Here is a 16365-nt window from a genome sequence, read left to right on the forward strand (position 1 = left end):
TATGAAGCGCTGCCTGATGATCCTTCTCGCCGCTGGAGTCATGCCAGGGGTTCAAGGCGGTGATCGGGTGTACACGGCGGATCAGACGTCCAACACTGTCTCCGTCATCGACCCCGCGACCAACAAGCTGCTAGGTTCCATTCACCTGGGAGAGGATGTGCCCACGGCATTGCTGCCTCTGTATCGGGGTGAGCTGCTCGTTCATGGACTTGGCTTTTCGTCGGATCACAAAACCCTCAGCGTGGTCTCCATTGGATCGAATTCGGTCACCTTGATCGATACCGAAACAAACACGGTGAAGGGGAAGATCTACCTTGGCCGCTCACCGCATGAGGCCTTCTTCCGGCCGGATGGCAAGGAACTCTGGGCGGCCGTCCGCGGCGAGAACTACGTCAGCGTCATCGATCCGATTCGCCGCAAGGAGATCCGCCGGATCGAGACCGCCAACGGCCCGGGCATGGTGCTCTTCCGGCCGGACGGCAGGTACGCCTTTGTGCCGTCCAGTTTCACACCCGAGCTGGATGTGATCGAGGTCTCGACTTATCGCGTCGTTGCACGCATCCCGCAAGTGAGTCCATTCTCACCGAATCTGGCGGTCGATCAGGACGAGGTTTGGCTGACCTTAAAGGACTCCGGCAAAACCCAGGTGGTGAGCGCGAAGCCTCCCTTTGCCACAACCGCCGTCCTCGAGACCGGGCCGATCACCAATCACGTCACCTTCCTCTCCAACCCGAATGGCCGTTTTGCTTACGTCTCGGTCGGGGGCAAGGACCAGGTGCTGGTCTACCGGCGTGTTCAGGGTTCGACACCCCAGCTTGTGTCGACGATCAAGACCGGCGACCTGCCTCACGGCATTTGGGGGTCTGGAGATGGCAGCCGTGTCTATGTTGGGCTTGAGAACGGTGATGCCGTCCAGGCGATCGACACCGGCTCGAACGAGATCATCGCCACGATACCGGTGGGCCAGTTGCCGCAAGCCCTGGTCTATGTGCCACAAGCAACCTCCTCCGATCGCGGTACGGCCAACCTGAAACCGCTCGAACATGCGGCAGAGGCGTTGCATCTCACGTTGGCCGCCCCCGAAGGTAGCGGTTCCACCGCCCATGCCAGCGTCTCGATCAATTCATTGGGGCTTATCGATAGTCTGCAAATTGCTGCCACGGGGCTTACCCCGGGCAGCAGATATCGCCTGGTGCTGGTGGGTGGCACCGAACCGCAGGACCTCGCCACTTTCACCGCGGGCATTGGCGGGGTCGCGATCACTCAAACGCTTGGGCCCCTGAAGCGCGTCGTCGCCGGCTCACACGCCACGGCCCCATTGCAGCTCGAAGTGAGATCGGCCGAGCCCGGCGCATCGCAGGTGGTGCTGCAGCAGGCCAGGCCCATCGTGGATCAACAGTAGTCAAAAGGAGAATCAGATGGCACGCAAGCTGGAAGGCAAGATCGCCTTGATCACAGGCGGCAGCAGTGGGATTGGACTGGCCACCGCAAAAGACTTCGCCGCGGAGGGCGCGCATGTCTATATCACCGGCCGGCGCCAGAGTGAGCTGGATCGGGCCGTTGACGAGGGCGGCGGACAGATCACCGCGATCCAGGGCGACGTGTCCAGAATGGAAGATCTCGACAGACTCTTCCACGTCATTCAGACAGAACAAGGCTGGCTCGATGCCGTCTTCGCGAACGCCGGGACGGGTGGGTTCGCCCCTCTGGGGCAGATCACTGAAGAGCACTTCGACAAACAGTTTGACCTGAACGTCAAAGGCTTGTTGTTCACCGTGCAGAAGGCCTTGCCGCTGCTACGCGACGGGAGTTCGATTGTATTGAACGCCTCGATCGTGTCCGTTAAGGGCAACCCGGCTTTCAGCGTCTACAGTGCCACCAAGGCGGCGGTCCGCTCCTTTGCACGCACCTGGGCGGTGGATCTGCGGGAACGCCGGATTCGAGTGAATGCCATCAGTCCCGGCGTCGTCCCGACGCCCGGGTACAACACCAGCCTGGGGATGAATGAGCAGCAGGTGGACGAGTTTGTGCAAGGCTCACTCGCCAGTATTCCGCTCGGCCGCGCCGGCACACCAGAGGAGATTGCGAAGGCCGTGACTTTCCTGGTCTCCCCGGATAGCAGTTACATCAACGGAATTGAGTTGTTTGTGGACGGTGGGCTGGCACAGATCTGAGTTGCCGCGCCGGCCGGGCCGCCCCATTTACCTAATTGGGGCGACCCGCGGCTTGCGGTGCCAAACACGGCCGGTGGCCCAAAGCTAAGAGTCCTGGCTACTCCCGGAACCGCGCCAGGCAGCACCGCCCGGCTCGGTCCAGGGTTGCCTCTTCCAGTTGGTCACGACGCAGCCGGCACTCCCTGGCTTAGGAAGGCCAGTAGTTCGTCGTTCACCCGCGCTTTCAAGGTCGAACACATTCCATGCGGCGCTCCTTCGTAAATCTTGAGGGTAGCGTTGCGGATGATTTTTGAAGAAAGCAACGCGGAGGCGCCGATTGGCACAATCTGGTCGTCATCGCCGTGGAGAACGAGTGTTGGAACGTCGAACCGTTTGAGGTCCGCCGTGAAATCGGTCTCGGAGAATGCCCGGATGCAATCAAGCGCCGCCTTATGGCCCGCCAGCATGCCCTGGAGCCAGAAGGAATCCCTCAATCCCTGTGAAACCTGCGCCCCGGGCCGGTTGAACCCATAGAACGGCATACTCAGCTCCCGGAAGAACTGCGACCTGTCCGACAAGACACCCGCGCGGATCTCATCGAAAGCAGACAGAGGCAGCCCCCCGGGATTCGACGCCGTCTTCAGCATCAGCGGCGGCACCGCGCCGATCAGCACGGCTTTGGCTACACGGCTGGTCCCGTGACGGCCGATGTAACGGGCGACTTCCCCGCCGCCTGTGGAGTGCCCGATGTGCACCGCGTCGCGAAGATCGAGGGCCGTCACCAACGCGGCAAGATCATCGGCGTAGGTGTCCATATTGTTGCCGTCCCACGTCTGGCCGGACCGCCCATGGCCTCGCCGATCGTGAGCGATGCATCGATATCCGCGATCTGCCAGGAAGATCATCTGGTCTTCCCAGGCATCCGCGCTCAAAGGCCAGCCGTGGCTGAAGACCAGCGGTTGCCCCTGGCCCCAGTCCTTGTAATAGATCGACGTACCATCCGGAGTTGTAAATGTAGGCATTTGGATTCCCTCGTTGACGGATTCAGCTAGACACCCATGTAGACCAGCCCGACGAACATGGCGGGCGTGATGAGAAAGTTGCCCCACTTGGCATCGAAGGCAGCCGTGGGCCGCTCTCCGATGGTCTCATCCAAGGACTTGCCGCGCTTCTTCAGCACGGCTACTTTTTCCCGGATCGTCGCCAGCATGTCGTGGAACTCGACGAGATCGGAGTGCCCGCCAATCGCGCCATGCCCGGGGATCACGATCGTCTTTCCAGCGACTGTCTTCGTGTTGGCCGCAGCGGCGCGAATCGATCCGTCAATACTGCCTCCCGTGGAGTAGTCGATGAACGGATACACGCCGTTCCACCAGGTGTCCCCTACGTGAATGACGTCCGCGTCGGTGAAGTTCACAGAGATATCACAGTCGGTATGGGCTGGCCCGTAGTAGTTCAGGGCAATGCCAGTGTTGTTGCGGCGCAGGTTGTGCGTGGTGGCGAATACCGTCTCTGGCAACGCACCCTTGGGCGCCGCGGGAAAGGTGTAGTTCCAACCCTCCACGCGTGTGGCGACGGCCAACCGTTTCCTCGTGTTTTCGTGAGCGGTGATGCCCGCGCCGTCTGAGTGAAGCCAGTCGTTGCCGTCCGTGTGGTCGGTATGCCAATGCGTATTCACGAGGTCCTTGATCGGGTCAGGACTCACCGACTGCAATGCGGCGGTGAGGGCAGGCCGCGACACCGAAAAACCGGCATCGACCAATAGCTTGCCGTCCTTGCCGGTCAAGACCGCGATGTTCCCCCCTGAACCCTCGAGCACCGTAATGCCTCGCCGCAGGGGTTGAACCACAATCTTGGCCTTCGCGGCTGCGTTGACCATTGTCGGGACAATTCCGTCCTCCAACGCCAACAAGGGGCTGCCGGCCGTAAGAGCCGCGCCCATGGCGGTGCCCGCCACCGCAAGCATCCGGCGCCGCGTAATCGCATATGATTCGGCGTGTCTCATCGTGAGTCTCCTTCTATCGTCGAGTGTTGGCTTCAGTGCCAGGTGTTGGAATTTGTCTTCACCGGAAGAACAAGCGAAACCCCGTGCTTGCGCAGGAATGGGGGGCCCGCATCGACCAATTCGATGAGGATGCCGTACACTTCCGGCGAAGAACTGTTTTGATGGGCGGCTCGCTGCTGCCGCCCGCCCAATCGGCCATCGAGTTCTATGCGTCGTGCTTCTGATTGAGTTGCTCACGCAGGGCTTTATTCTGCTGCTCCAGTTCCTGGAGACGCCGTTCGAAGGGCTCCAGCGCTTCCTGGATCTGATCAGCAGTAAAGCGAGGCGTAATGTGCTGCGTGCAGTTCCAATCGAATCCTTCAATCCTGATCACGTAAGCCCGTTCGATCACGGCCTGATAGCCAGGTTCGCGGAGCCGCTTGATCCAACTGACCAGTTGCTCACCTTCGAAGACCTCCGCCCGCCCCAGTATCTTCAACCTGCCCTGGCTTGGATAGTCGACCAGGATGAGGGCTACCCGGTTGTCGGTACCAATGTTGCCCGTGCTGACGAACTGCAGATTGCCCCGGAAATCGGCGAAAGCAATCGTCTGATCATCGATCACCTTGAGAAACCCCTTGGGGCCACCGCGATGCTGGACATAGGGCCACCCAGTCGCACCTACGGTGGCCATGTAGAAACTGTCCCGCTCGGCTATGAAGGCTGATTCGTCAGGGCCCAGACGATCAGAGGAGGGCGCCCCCGCCTCCAGCCGGGCATACCGACGCCGGCTGCCATACCTTTCCTGCAGCGCTTTGACAAGCGGGGTGAAAACAAGCGATCCGAAGTGATGTGCCATGTCGGGACCAGGCTGTCGTAGCCGCCGCTAGCGCGCCGGAGTCCGAGTCGCCAGGAACAGCTCGATTCGTGCCGCGATCTCCTCGCCGTGCGTCTCCAGGGCGAAGTGACCAGTGTCGAGCATGTGGGTCTCCACATGCTTGAGATCGCGCTGATATGGAGGGGCTCCATCCGCCGGGAAGATGTAGTCGTTCTTGCCCCAGACAATCAGTGTCGGGGGCTGATACTGCCGGAAGAAGGCTTGAAACTCCGGATAGAGCGGCACGTTCGTTCCGTAGGACAGCATCAGGTCCATCTGGATATCCAGATTCCCCGGGCGGTCCAAGCCCACCTGATCCACCAACCAGGTTGTCGGGTCCAGCAGGCTGGTGTCCGCCACCCCGTTTTCGTACTGCCAGCGGGTCGACTTGGGATCGACGAGGAAGTGCAGACCGGCGCGGTTCTCGGGCGTCGGATCACCCCAGTATTTCTTGATCGGATCCCAGAATTCGAGCAACCCCTCTTCGTACGCATTGCCGTTCTGCACAATCAGCGCCTGTACCCGCTCAGGATGCCGCAGTGCCAGGCGATATCCAACCGGAGCGCCGTAATCCATGACATACATGGCAAACCTGGTAAGGCCCAGCGCGTGTACAAAGCCGTCCGTGACATTCGCCAGATTCTCGAACGTGTAAGAGTACTCCTTGTGGTTTGGCATGCTGCTCTGGCCGAACCCCGGGTAGTCCGGAGCCACTACCCGGAACTGTCCGGCGAGCCGCGGGATCAGGTTGCGGAACATATTCGACGAGGTTGGGAATCCGTGCAGGAGCAGGATCACCGGAGCCGACTCCGGCCCCGCCTCACGGTAGAAGATGTCCAGGCCGTTCACCTGAACTGTCCGGTAGTGCACCGGAAACCGGGTGCTTGCCGGCGTTGTCACTGCGGTCATTGTGTTGTTCTCCATTGCTAACTGTGTTCAAGAACGATCCGTCTGCAATCACCTTACGTGGTGGGGCAAAACCGAACTTCCGGAAAAGTGCGATTCTTCCTGGATCCTGCGGGGAGATCGCCGGGCGTTGCGGCAGAAGACGGAAAACGCTCGAAATGGGCGCGTCCCGGCCCCACGTCGAGTGAGTTCCAGCCTATAGAAATGTGTAATAGCGACTGCCCTGACGCTTTGGTAACCTCAGGCAGAAGTCGGCGTGAGTTCCTGGGTGCTGCACGCGGATTCTCACGCTGGGGCCCCACCGAGCCTCTCTGGGATACATCTCAACACGGATACAGGGCTCTCCACGGCCGAGCGAGACCGTGTCCGTCGACCCTCACCAGGAGTTCCCGCACCAACAGCAGTAGGGCAAGACGATAACCGATCAACAAGTTCCCTTTACCGGAGAAGATCGCGATGCAAGCTCAACTACTAGACCCGAATTTGACTTCGAATGGACAAAGCTGGAACCAGGCTGGACACGCTGCGGACATGGCCCCGGCGTCCGCTCTCCGAACCTTCGCGCCAGGACGAGTTCAAGTTGTCAGTTCCAGCCGCCACCTGCCCTGGCCGGGGCTGCTTCTTGAAAGGCACGTGACGATGCCTGGAGAGCGCGCTGGTGCCTCGATCCACGCGCCTGTCATTACTCTCTTCTCCGGGTCTCCGTGCCGTTTTGAGTACCGCCGGGGATCCGGCCATTTTCAGTCCTGTCTGGCCCGCCCGGGAACATTGATGATAACGCCCTCCGGCCCGGTGCCCGACCTTCGCTTGCACACGCCCGCCATGTTGATCCATTGTGTCCTGAACATGGAATTGATACGTGCCGCGATGGAAGAGTCGGGCGGCCAGGTCCGCCCCACGCCGCGCTTCCATGCCGGGATCCGTGACAAGCCAATCCAGAGAATCCTCGGCATGCTCACCACGGAAATGGAAACGGAACAACCATTGGGCGAGCTCTATGTCGCCTCCCTTACACACGCTCTGGTCACGCGCTTCGTGCAACTCGATTCAACCTGCGAACTGCATTCGACGGCGGGCGTCTCGGCCCTGCCGCCACGAATTCTGAAGCGGGTCCTGGAGAAGATCGAAGCCAATCTTGACGCGGATCTCACCGTAACGAACCTGGCCCAGGAGACCGGCTATAGCCGTGGCCATTTCCTCCGGATGTTCAGGGCGGCTACAGGCCTGACGCCGCACCAGTACGTTCTGGATTTGCGCTTGAGGAGAGCGCAGGACTCCCTCAAGCGGAAAGACACGCGGATCATCGATGTCGCCCTGTCGTGCGGATTCTCCAGCCAGTCGCACATGACCAGCGTGTTCCGGCAGCGCCTGGAGATGACGCCGGCGGAGTTCCGACGCAGCGCTTAAGGTCTGTCGTTCCCTGCTGTGGCAGAGCTGGGGCGTACAGCCGGGCAGCCCCGCACATCACCCACTTGAACCCCATCTTCCACCGCCCGCGCGCTCGGGTGTGGTGTGCCGCCGCGCTACACTGCCCAAATGAAAGCTCGCCCGGCGGTACCTTCCGACTCCGCGGCTATCGCCAGCATCTATAACGAAGGCATTGAAGACCGCACTGCCACTTTTGAAACCCGGCCCCGCTCCGAAGCAGACATCCGAAGCTGGTTCGATGGAGCCCACCCGATCGTCGTCGTGGAAGCTGAAGGCCGAATCATCGCCTTCGCCGCCACGTCCACTTACCGGCCTCGAGACTGCTACGCCGGCGTCGCGGAGTTCTCCGTCTACGTTGCCCGGTCCGGCCGCGGCAAGGGCGCCGGCCGCATAGCCATGCTGGCTCTGCAGGACGCGGCCGAGAAGTCCGGCCTCTGGAAGCTCGTTTCCCGCGTCTTCACAGACAATCAGGCGAGCCTGGGGCTGTTGGCCTCTCTCGGCTTCCGCCAGGTCGGCGTGTATGAGAAGCACGGTAAACTCGACGGCGCCTGGCGCGACGTTGTGATTGTCGAACTGCTGCTGCCCGCCAATTGCCGTTGAGCCTCCCTCAATGCCAGACTTGGGGAATCGAGGATAGGCAAGGAGGAACTGGGTATGCGTTGGACACCCGGCGGCTCAAGTGACGACATCGAGGATCGCCGCGACGACGGCGGAAGTGGCGGGGGTGGTGGGGGTGGTGGCTTCGGAGGTTTCAAGCTAGGTCTGGGCGGCATGCTCGTGCTCGGCGTCCTGAGCCTGGTCTTCAAAACCGATCTCATCAGTCCCTTCCTGGGTCTCAGCCGTGGGGGTTCGCCCGGCGTTAGCCGTCGCGCACCGGATACGGCCCGCACGAAGAGCGAACAGCCCCTCGTCGAGTTCGTCTCATTCGTTCTCGATGACAACCAGAAGACCTGGGCACAAATGCTCACTGCCCAGGGCAAGACTTATCAGAAGGCGAAGCTGGTGTTGTTCCGCGACAGCGTGGAATCCGCCTGCGGCATGGCCGAATCCGCGACGGGTCCCTTCTACTGCCCTGGCGACGGGAAGGTTTATATCGATCTCGGCTTCTACGACGAACTCCGCACAAAGTTCGGCGCGCCCGGGGAGTTCGCCGAGGCCTACGTCATCTCCCACGAGATCGGTCACCACATCCAGAATCTCCTCGGCATTGAAGCGCAGGTGCGCTCCGCCCAGCGCCGCAACCCATCCCAACGCAATGCCCTCTCCGTGAAGATGGAACTGCAGGCCGATTGCTTCGCGGGCATCTGGGGACACAGCACCAATGAACGCGGCATCCTGGAGAAAGGCGACGTCGAATCCGGCCTCGGCGCGGCTGCTGCCGTCGGGGACGACCGTCTGCAGAAGGCGGCCACCGGTCACGTTTCACCGGAGTCCTTCACCCACGGTAGCTCCGCCCAGCGCATGGAATGGTTCCAGCGGGGATACAATTCAGGGAAGCTCTCGGCGTGCAATACCTTCGCCCAGGACTGATCAGGCCCAGCTATGAAATACCAAACTCCTCTCCTCACCCTAGCTATTGCAGCGCTAGCCGCCACCGCCGGCTGGATGGCGCGCGGCATTCCGGCATCCGCGGCCGAAACCCACGTCTATGAATTGCGGACCTATCACTGTGAGCCGGGCAAGCTGCCCAACCTGCTCACCCGGTTCCGTGACCACACCACGAAAATCTTTGAGAAACACGGCATGAAGAACATCGGCTACTGGGTGCCCTCCGATGGCCCGGAGCATGAGAACACGCTCATTTACATCCTGGAACACAAGAGCCGCGACGCGGCCAAGGCCTCCTGGGATGCCTTCCGGAACGATCCCGAGTGGAAGAAGGTTCGCGACGCTTCCGAGGTCGGCGGCAAGATCGTCACCAAAGTCGACTCGGTCTTCATGGACCCGACTGACTATTCCAAGCTGCGCTAGCCCCAAAACAACAACGGCTCCGGCCGCCCCATCGCGGGCGGCCGGAGCCATTCTCTTTAGAGAGCCCTTCGCTATTCCTTCTGCATAAACTTCTGGGCCATCCCCAGCACGTCATCCAGCGCCGACCCGTCCTTGTCCCGGTCCAGCATCGACGTCACCGTATCCAGCAGTCCGCCGCCTTGGCCGCCCTGCTGTCCGCCCAGGAACGAGCTCAGCAGCGGCGCCAGTTGTTGCAGCAGTCCGCTATCCAGCCCCGTACTCGCCGCGGCTTGCGCGGCTGCTTCTTCGTGGGCCGCGCCGCCCTGCAGCGCGGGTAGCAGCGCACCCACTGCCGAACTCACCTGACTCTCGTCCAGGCCGAATTGGCCGGCCAGTTGCCGGACGACGTCCCCGCCGCCGCCTTGCAGCATGTTCTCCAGAAGATCCATGATGTGAAAATCACTCCTTTCACCAGAGGACCCATCATCACATGAGACGCCGGAATTTTCTATCCCTGCCCGCCATGGCGCTGGCCCCCTCAAAAGATCTGCTGGACGCCATCCGCCGCGACATGCTGGGTGTGGACGCCGATATCTCCCTCTATGCCAAGAATCTCGACACCGGCCAATCTTTCGGCCTGCGTGAGAATGCCCGCGTCCGCACCGCCAGCACCATCAAACTACCCATCATGGCGGCCGTCTTCCATAAGGTTGCCAGGCGCCAACTCCGCTGGGACCGTACCCTGCTGCTGCGTGAGTCGGACAAAGTCTCGGGCTCCGGCGTACTCCACGAATTCTCCGCCGGCTTGCACCTGCCGCTGCGCGACGTCGTGAACGTCATGATCGTGGTCAGCGACAACACGGCCACCAACCTTATTCTCGATCTCATCACCGCGGACGCGGTGAACGCTTTCCTCGACACCATGGGTCTCAAGCAGACGCGCAGCATGCGCAAGGTGCGTGGCGACGGCAATCAACTCAAGGCGCCCTCCGGTTGGAGCAAGGCCGGCCTGCTGGAAGAGAACAAGCGTTTCGGCATCGGGTCGTCCACACCGTTTGAAATGGTCAGCCTGCTGGAACGGCTGGAGAAAGGCGAGGTCGTGAATGCCGCCTCCAGCCGGGCCATGCTCGACATCCTGAAGCGCCAGCAGTTCAAGGACGGCATCGGCCGCCGCATGGGCGCCATGCCGGTCGCCAGCAAGTCCGGTGCCCTGGACGCTTTGCGTTCCGATGTCGGCATCGTCTATACACCCAAGGGCCGCGTCGCCCTCGCCATCACCGTCGACGGGCTCAAACAGATCGACGAGAGCCAGGACAACCCCGGCCTGCTGCTCATTTCGCGCGCCGCGCAAACCCTTTGCCGGGGACTGACAGGCATGCTATAACTGTCCGCTATGAAGCTCTTCCGTCTGATCCCAGTAGCGATAGTAGCCTTGTCGCTCGCGTTCGGCCAAGGGGCAGCCAAGAAGGCTGCTGATGCCAAAACAGCAGTCAAGTCCGCGGCTGCCGCGCCCGCCAAGGCTGCTGATCTGCTCGATATCAACACCGCCTCGGTAGACTCCCTCAAGGCCTTGCCCGGCATCGGCGACGCCTACTCCGGCAAGATCGTCAAAGGCCGCCCCTACAAGCGCAAGGATGAACTGGTCCAGAAGAGCATTCTGCCGCAGGCCACCTACGACAAGATCAAAGACCTCATCGTAGCCAAACAGAAGTAACCCGGCTACTCCTTATCCTTGGCGATCGGCGCATAAATCGCATTGACGGCGCGGCGGTAATCCTCGGGCGCGAGCAGAATCTGCATGCCGCGCTGCCCTGCCGAGATCGAGATGCGATCGTAGAGCTGCGCGAATTCGTCGAGATAGACCGGGTAGTCTTTCTTGCCGGCAAGCGCGGTGACGCCGCCTCGGATGTAGCCGGTCAACGGCTGAACTTCTTTCAAGGGGACCGTGTCCGCCTTGCGGTCCCCCATAGCCTTGGCCAACGCCTTCAGGTCCAGTGCGGCGTTGCCGGGGATCACGGCCAGACACACACCTGTCCTGTCGCCGCGCGCCACCAGGGTCTTGAAGGTCTGCTCCAGGGGAAAGCCTATCTTCGCGGCAACGGTCTCAGCGGACAGGTCCTCCGGATCCACCTCGTACTCTCTCACTTCGAACGAAATGTTCAATCCTTCCAGGAAACGTACAGCATTCGTCTTAGCAGCGGCCATCGTTACGATGGTACATAGGAAACTATGCGGATACGCAAAGCAGTAGTCACCGCGGCCTCCCCGGCGCAGCGTCGTCTGCCATTACAGAATCTTGTCGATCGCGATGGCCAGGAGCGTAGCGTCCTCGGCATCCTGCTGGAAGAGATTGTCCGCGCCCGTGTGGAAGAAATCTGTGTCGTCGTTTGTCCCGGCGACGCCGGCAACTATGCCTCCGTCACCGGCGACCATGCGGGCCGCGTCCGCTTTGTCGAACAGACAGAACCTCGCGGCTACGGCCATGCCATTCACTGTGCCCGTCAGTTCACCGCCGGCGAACCTTTCCTGCACCTGGTGAGCGATCACCTGTACGTCAGCCGCGGCGAGGCCAGTTGCGCCGCCGAGCTCATCGAGGTGGCCGAAGCCGAAAACTGCTCAGTGTCCACCGTGCAGGCCACCCGCGAGGGCCACCTCAAAGAGTTTGGAGCCGTCGGCGGGCAGCGGCTCGCCGGGCGCGACCGTCTCTACAAGGTCGATACGGTCCTCGAGAAGCCCACACCCACCGAAGCTGAACAGAAGATCATCGTGCCCGGCCTGCGCTCGGGACACTATCTCTGCTTCTTCGGCATGCACGTGCTGACCCCTGGCGTCATGGCCATCCTCGAGGAACTCCTCCTCGAATCCAAAACCGGAGCGGTTACCCTCTCCGCCGCCCTGTCCGAACTCGCACGCCGCGAGCGCTACCTCGCCCTGCAGATGACCCATCGCCGTTACGACCTGGGCGCCCGCTACGGCTTGCTCACCGCCCAGCTCGCGTTGGGGCTGAGCGGCCGCGACCGCGACGAGATTCTCTCGCAACTGGTCGAACTGATGGCCTTGCGGGAGACGGCCGCGAAATGAGTGAACTGGCCCGCATCATCCTCTCCTCAGACCAGGAAGTACGCAACCGGTCTCTCGATTCCTTCTGCCGCGCAGCCACCGCGGCAACCCTCCTCACCGAATGCGAGGAGCTGGAAGCGCTCCGCCGCGACAGCGACAACCTGTACACCCGCGTCCGCGCCCTGTTCTTCCTCGCCTCGGTTCACCGCATGTACCTGGCCGGCAAGCCCGGCGTGGCCCCCCAGGGCCGTGTCCCTTTCGAGGGCTATACCCACCTGCTGCACCGCCGCTTTGAAGAAGCCATCCGCTGCTTCCTCGACGCGCAGCAGCAGCAGGGTCCTAACCAGGCCGTCAGCAGCGCCCTCGCCACCACTTATCGCAGCCTCGCCTTCCAGAATCTCGCCGACCAGGTCCGCCGCAGCGTCCGTAGCGTGCGCGGCAACCAGTGGATGTTCCGCACCGGCCACCCCGCCGACTACCCATTGCGCCTCCGGCCGGAGCTGCTCCAGGCCCACCCCTCCACCGGCGTCTTCCCTGTTCTGCGCGAAGCCACCCCGGTCCGCATGGACCTCTCACACAGCGGTTGGAGCGACATCTTCTTTCTCGGCATGGACTTCCCCGAGGGCGCCCGCGTCCTGAATACGTCCATCGATCTGGCCGTCCGTGGCCAGGGCGACTCCACCCCAAAGCCCCCCGTCGAAACCTATCTCCGCGTCATCGACGAACCGGTCCTGCGGCTCGCCAGCGTGGACCTGGGCGCCACCGCCGACATCACCTCTCTCGCCGAAGTCTTCGACTTCGGGCGCGACTATCTCGGTCTCCTGAAAGCCGCCATCATCGCCGCCGGAGTCGTGCCGCCCGGCATGGAAGGCTCCGGTCAATCCCTGGCTGAACTGCTCACCGCCCTGACCGGCCGGCCCGGCTGTGGTCTGGAAGTTGCCAGCAAGGTCAACGACATCCCCAAGGGCTCGCGTCTCGCCGTCTCCACCAACCTGCTGGCCAGCCTGATCTCCGTCTGCATGCGCGCCACCGGGCAGATCCACTCCCTCATCGGAGGACTCCAGGAAAGCGACCGCCGGCTCGTCGCCGCACGGGCCATCCTCGGTGAATGGCTGGGCGGCAGCGGTGGCGGCTGGCAGGACTCAGGCGGGGTCTGGCCCGGCATGAAGCTCATCGAAGGCGTCGTGGCCCGCGAAGGCGACGTCGAATTCGGCATCAGCCGCGGTTGCCTGCTGCCTCGCCACCGCGTCTTCCCGCTCGAAGAGATCTCCGCCGAAACGCGCGAGAAGCTGCAACACAGCCTCGTCCTCGTCCATGGCGGCATGGCACAGGACGTCGGACCCATTCTCGAGATGGTCACCGAGAAGTATCTGCTGCGCGGGGAGAAGGAATGGCAGGGCCGCCTGCAGGCCATCGAACTCCTCGACGAGATCATCGATTGCCTGCGCCGCGGTGACATCCGCGGTGTCGGCGCCTGCACCCAGCGCAACTTTGACGGACCCATTCAGACCATCATTCCGTGGGCAGCCAACCAGTACACGCTGCGTCTCATTGAGGGCGCCCGCCAGGAGTTCGGCGACGATTTCTGGGGCTTCTGGATGCTCGGCGGCATGGCCGGTGGCGGCATGGGCTTCCTGTTCGCGCCGCAGGTGAAGGTCCGCGCCCAGCAGCGCATGGCCGAAATCATGCTCGCCGCTAAACGCGCCATGGACCGTGCCGTGCCTTTCGCGATGGAACCCGTCGTCTACGACTTCACCATCAACGAACGCGGTACCTGGGCCGAACTCCTCACCGGCGAAGACAGTCTCCTGCCCGCGGGCTACTACGCCCTGCGTGTCCCCGAACTCGTCCGCCGCCAGACGCGCGAACTCAGCCCGGCCCAGCGCGGCGACCTGATGGCCTTCGGCGAAGCCTGCCGTCACAAGCCGGAACTCACCGGCATGGTCCAGACCCTCTTCGATCGCCTGCTGCCGCGCGACACGAACAAGGAAAGCGGCTCAGCCCTTTCGCTCCAGCAGTTGCTGGAAGACTACGGCTTCGATCGGGTCCAACACGAGAAGATCCGCGCCGACCTCCGCAGCGGCCGCATCGGCCTCGCCCAGAATCGCCTGCCCGTCAGCAGCCGCATCCAGGACGTCGCCCCAGCGGAAGTGATCGACGCGCGCCTGCCGCTGCCCGCCCGTCTGGTGGAACTCGGCGCCCAGGCGCTGTCGGAAGGCTCCGTGGCGGTGATCTCCCTGGCCGGAGGCGCCGGCAGCCGCTGGACCAAAGGCGCCGGCGTCGTCAAAGCACTCAACCCCTTCGTCCTGATGGCCGGCCGCCATCGCAGCTTCGTCGAGATCCATCTCGCCAAGTCGCGCCAGACCGCGCGCCGCTTCGGCCACCCCATCCCCCACGTCTTCACCACCAGTTACCTCACCCACCCCCCGATGCAGCAGTACCTGCAGGCCGCGGGCAACTTCGGTTATGAGGGGCCCCTCCATCTATCGCCCGGCCGCATTGTCGGACTGCGCCTGATTCCGACGGCTCGCGACCTTCGCTTTGCCTGGCAGGAGATGCCGCAGCAGGTGCTCGACGACCAGAAGCAGAAGGTCCGCGACAGCGGCCGCGCCGCCCTCATGAACTGGGCCACCTCACTCGGCGAAGCCTCGGACTATACCGACAACCTTCCGCAGCAGTGCCTTCACCCCGTCGGCCACTGGTATGAGATCCCAAACCTGCTGCGCAACGGTACCCTGCGCCGGTTGCTGGAAGCCCAACCCAACCTGCGCTACCTGATGCTGCACAACATCGACACCATGGGTGTCTCGCTGGACCCGGGGCTGCTGGGCCTGCACATCGACTCCGGCGCCGCCCTCACCGCCGAAGTCATCGGTCGGGAAGTCGAGGATCGAGGCGGCGGCCTGGCGCGGGTCGACGGTCGTGTCCGGCTCATCGAAGGCCTGGCGCTGCCCGACGAGAAGCTCGAATTCGAGCTCTCCTACTACAACAGCAACACCATGTGGATCAGTGTGGACGCCCTGCTGCGTGTCTTCCATCTCACCGTGGAAGATCTGGCCGATGATGAAAAGACCGCTGTCGCCGTGCGCAATCTCGCCGCGCGCATGCCCACCTACATCACGTTGAAGGATGTGAAGAAACGCTGGGGCACTGGCCAGGAAGACATCTTTCCCGTCACTCAGTTCGAGAAGCTCTGGGGTGACATGACCGCGCTGCCGGAACTCACCTGTGGCTACGCCGTGGTCCCGCGCATGCGCGGCCAGCAGCTCAAGGAAGTTGCCCAGCTCGATGGCTGGCTCTCCGACGGCTCGGCTGCCTATGCCGAAGCGCAGTGCGACTGGTAGCGGCAGCTACTCTTTGCGCGCCACCAGGCGCACGATGGGGGCTTTGCCCTCGGGACCGTTCGACCATTCGGCCTGCATCGTCCGATCCTCATACCGCAGGATCCGCAGCCGCTCGAACGCCCGCACCAGCTGATTCGTCATGTAGCCGGGAGGCCCGCCCGACACGGGCCGCAGGCCCAGCGACTGCACGTCCGCATGATGCCCCTCCACGATCAGCAACCCGCCGGGTTTCAGCGCCTCGATCAGCTTCCGCGCGTTCTTGATGGGCACCATGTGGATGTACATGCAAAGGATCAGGTCGTACCGGTCGCGGCCCAAGTCCATCCGCTCAATGTCGCCGGCTCGTGCGTCGAACTCCACCTTCAGCTTCGCCGCTTCCTGGCTGGCTTGCTTCACGGCCGCCGGAGAGATGTCGACACCCGTCACTTTCCAGCCTTTGCGAGCCAGATAGATCGAGTTCCGCCCGTTGCCCATGCCCACGTCCAGCGCCGCGCCAGGCTTCAGGTTCGCCGTGGTTTCCAGCACCAGGGTGCTCGGATTCACGGGAACCTTGGCGTCCTGGTTGAGATAGATCTGATCCCAACGGGCGGCCGGATTTCTCTGCGTCTGCGCCGCCAACAAACCCATACCCGCCACAAACAGAAACACGAACGAAGTGCGCAT

Annotated in this window: 17 protein-coding genes; 10 read left to right on the forward strand and 7 right to left on the reverse strand. The window is 62.6% G+C overall.

Annotated features, from left to right (window positions below):
* Position 1: 1 nt before the first annotated feature.
* Positions 2 to 1402, forward strand: a complete 1401-nt coding sequence (locus IRI77_RS24190; RefSeq protein ID WP_194447571.1) for a YncE family protein — start codon at positions 2 to 4, stop codon at positions 1400 to 1402.
* A gap of 16 nt (positions 1403 to 1418) precedes the next feature.
* The gene (locus IRI77_RS24195) at positions 1419 to 2174 is read left to right on the forward strand and encodes an SDR family NAD(P)-dependent oxidoreductase (protein WP_194447572.1); all 756 of its coding nucleotides are present in this window, start codon (positions 1419 to 1421) and stop codon (positions 2172 to 2174) included.
* 161 nt (positions 2175 to 2335) lie between these two features.
* Here the strand turns inward: IRI77_RS24195 and IRI77_RS24200 are convergent, their stop codons facing one another.
* The 4 genes from IRI77_RS24200 to IRI77_RS24215 all read right to left on the reverse strand — a co-directional run bounded on the left by IRI77_RS24200 (position 2336) and on the right by IRI77_RS24215 (position 5923).
* Positions 2336 to 3175, reverse strand: coding sequence for an alpha/beta fold hydrolase (locus tag IRI77_RS24200; protein WP_194447573.1), 840 nt, complete (start codon positions 3173 to 3175; stop codon positions 2336 to 2338).
* Positions 3176 to 3201: 26 nt separating this feature from the next.
* Entirely contained in the window at positions 3202 to 4158 is a 957-nt protein-coding gene (locus tag IRI77_RS24205; protein WP_194447574.1) for an MBL fold metallo-hydrolase, read from the reverse strand.
* Positions 4159 to 4363: 205 nt separating this feature from the next.
* Positions 4364 to 4996: a pyridoxamine 5'-phosphate oxidase family protein gene (locus IRI77_RS24210; protein ID WP_194447575.1), complete on the reverse strand. Its 633-nt coding sequence runs from the start codon at positions 4994 to 4996 to the stop codon at positions 4364 to 4366.
* A 27-nt stretch (positions 4997 to 5023) separates the two neighbouring features.
* The gene (locus IRI77_RS24215; protein WP_194447576.1) at positions 5024 to 5923 is read right to left on the reverse strand and encodes an alpha/beta fold hydrolase; all 900 of its coding nucleotides are present in this window, start codon (positions 5921 to 5923) and stop codon (positions 5024 to 5026) included.
* Positions 5924 to 6766: 843 nt separating this feature from the next.
* On the opposite strand from IRI77_RS24215, the gene IRI77_RS24220 reads away from it, so the two are divergent.
* From IRI77_RS24220 to IRI77_RS24235, 4 genes are all read left to right on the forward strand, one after another.
* Entirely contained in the window at positions 6767 to 7327 is a 561-nt protein-coding gene (locus IRI77_RS24220) for a helix-turn-helix domain-containing protein (RefSeq protein ID WP_194447577.1), read from the forward strand.
* 129 nt (positions 7328 to 7456) lie between these two features.
* Positions 7457 to 7948: an arsinothricin resistance N-acetyltransferase ArsN1 family A gene (locus IRI77_RS24225; protein WP_194447578.1), complete on the forward strand. Its 492-nt coding sequence runs from the start codon at positions 7457 to 7459 to the stop codon at positions 7946 to 7948.
* 54 nt (positions 7949 to 8002) lie between these two features.
* Entirely contained in the window at positions 8003 to 8878 is an 876-nt protein-coding gene (gene ypfJ, locus IRI77_RS24230) for a KPN_02809 family neutral zinc metallopeptidase (RefSeq protein WP_194447579.1), read from the forward strand.
* Positions 8879 to 8890: 12 nt separating this feature from the next.
* Positions 8891 to 9319, forward strand: a complete 429-nt coding sequence (locus tag IRI77_RS24235; protein WP_228486294.1) for an NIPSNAP family protein — start codon at positions 8891 to 8893, stop codon at positions 9317 to 9319.
* Between the two features lie 71 nt (positions 9320 to 9390).
* Here IRI77_RS24235 and IRI77_RS24240 read toward each other — a convergent pair whose 3' ends face one another.
* Entirely contained in the window at positions 9391 to 9747 is a 357-nt protein-coding gene (locus IRI77_RS24240) for a DUF937 domain-containing protein (protein ID WP_194447580.1), read from the reverse strand.
* Positions 9748 to 9788: 41 nt separating this feature from the next.
* On the opposite strand from IRI77_RS24240, the gene IRI77_RS24245 reads away from it, so the two are divergent.
* Both IRI77_RS24245 and IRI77_RS24250 read left to right on the forward strand, forming a co-directional pair.
* Positions 9789 to 10682, forward strand: a complete 894-nt coding sequence (locus IRI77_RS24245) for a serine hydrolase (protein WP_194447581.1) — start codon at positions 9789 to 9791, stop codon at positions 10680 to 10682.
* Positions 10683 to 10691: 9 nt separating this feature from the next.
* The gene (locus IRI77_RS24250) at positions 10692 to 11012 is read left to right on the forward strand and encodes a ComEA family DNA-binding protein (RefSeq protein WP_194447582.1); all 321 of its coding nucleotides are present in this window, start codon (positions 10692 to 10694) and stop codon (positions 11010 to 11012) included.
* 5 nt (positions 11013 to 11017) lie between these two features.
* Here IRI77_RS24250 and ybaK read toward each other — a convergent pair whose 3' ends face one another.
* On the reverse strand, positions 11018 to 11503 hold the full coding sequence (gene ybaK / locus IRI77_RS24255) for a Cys-tRNA(Pro) deacylase (RefSeq protein WP_194447583.1): 486 nt from the start codon (positions 11501 to 11503) through the stop codon (positions 11018 to 11020).
* A gap of 24 nt (positions 11504 to 11527) precedes the next feature.
* On the opposite strand from ybaK, the gene IRI77_RS24260 reads away from it, so the two are divergent.
* The gene (locus IRI77_RS24260; RefSeq protein WP_194447584.1) at positions 11528 to 12379 is read left to right on the forward strand and encodes a sugar phosphate nucleotidyltransferase; all 852 of its coding nucleotides are present in this window, start codon (positions 11528 to 11530) and stop codon (positions 12377 to 12379) included.
* Positions 12376 to 15702 carry a UTP--glucose-1-phosphate uridylyltransferase gene (locus IRI77_RS24265; protein WP_194447585.1) on the forward strand — a complete coding sequence of 1109 codons (3327 nt, stop codon included), beginning with the start codon at positions 12376 to 12378 and terminating at the stop codon, positions 15700 to 15702. Before IRI77_RS24260 ends, IRI77_RS24265 begins: the two co-directional genes overlap by 4 nt.
* A gap of 6 nt (positions 15703 to 15708) precedes the next feature.
* Here IRI77_RS24265 and IRI77_RS24270 read toward each other — a convergent pair whose 3' ends face one another.
* Positions 15709 to 16365 carry a class I SAM-dependent methyltransferase gene (locus tag IRI77_RS24270; protein WP_194447586.1) on the reverse strand — a complete coding sequence of 219 codons (657 nt, stop codon included), beginning with the start codon at positions 16363 to 16365 and terminating at the stop codon, positions 15709 to 15711.

It is taken from the genome of Paludibaculum fermentans (assembly GCF_015277775.1).
In the GTDB taxonomy this organism is placed as follows: Bacteria; Acidobacteriota; Terriglobia; order Bryobacterales; family Bryobacteraceae; genus Paludibaculum; species Paludibaculum fermentans.

Coding starts and splice junctions, on each gene's coding strand:
- IRI77_RS24190 (WP_194447571.1), top strand. CDS start 2: ATGAAGCGCTGCCTGATGATCCTTCTCGCCGCTGGAGTCATGCCAGGG.
- IRI77_RS24195 (WP_194447572.1), top strand. CDS start 1,419: ATGGCACGCAAGCTGGAAGGCAAGATCGCCTTGATCACAGGCGGCAGC.
- IRI77_RS24200 (WP_194447573.1), bottom strand. CDS start 3,175: ATGCCTACATTTACAACTCCGGATGGTACGTCGATCTATTACAAGGAC.
- IRI77_RS24205 (WP_194447574.1), bottom strand. CDS start 4,158: ATGAGACACGCCGAATCATATGCGATTACGCGGCGCCGGATGCTTGCG.
- IRI77_RS24210 (WP_194447575.1), bottom strand. CDS start 4,996: ATGGCACATCACTTCGGATCGCTTGTTTTCACCCCGCTTGTCAAAGCG.
- IRI77_RS24215 (WP_194447576.1), bottom strand. CDS start 5,923: ATGACCGCAGTGACAACGCCGGCAAGCACCCGGTTTCCGGTGCACTAC.
- IRI77_RS24220 (WP_194447577.1), top strand. CDS start 6,767: ATGGAATTGATACGTGCCGCGATGGAAGAGTCGGGCGGCCAGGTCCGC.
- IRI77_RS24225 (WP_194447578.1), top strand. CDS start 7,457: ATGAAAGCTCGCCCGGCGGTACCTTCCGACTCCGCGGCTATCGCCAGC.
- ypfJ (WP_194447579.1), top strand. CDS start 8,003: ATGCGTTGGACACCCGGCGGCTCAAGTGACGACATCGAGGATCGCCGC.
- IRI77_RS24235 (WP_228486294.1), top strand. CDS start 8,891: ATGAAATACCAAACTCCTCTCCTCACCCTAGCTATTGCAGCGCTAGCC.
- IRI77_RS24240 (WP_194447580.1), bottom strand. CDS start 9,747: ATGGATCTTCTGGAGAACATGCTGCAAGGCGGCGGCGGGGACGTCGTC.
- IRI77_RS24245 (WP_194447581.1), top strand. CDS start 9,789: ATGAGACGCCGGAATTTTCTATCCCTGCCCGCCATGGCGCTGGCCCCC.
- IRI77_RS24250 (WP_194447582.1), top strand. CDS start 10,692: ATGAAGCTCTTCCGTCTGATCCCAGTAGCGATAGTAGCCTTGTCGCTC.
- ybaK (WP_194447583.1), bottom strand. CDS start 11,503: ATGGCCGCTGCTAAGACGAATGCTGTACGTTTCCTGGAAGGATTGAAC.
- IRI77_RS24260 (WP_194447584.1), top strand. CDS start 11,528: ATGCGGATACGCAAAGCAGTAGTCACCGCGGCCTCCCCGGCGCAGCGT.
- IRI77_RS24265 (WP_194447585.1), top strand. CDS start 12,376: ATGAGTGAACTGGCCCGCATCATCCTCTCCTCAGACCAGGAAGTACGC.
- IRI77_RS24270 (WP_194447586.1), bottom strand. CDS start 16,365: ATGCGCACTTCGTTCGTGTTTCTGTTTGTGGCGGGTATGGGTTTGTTG.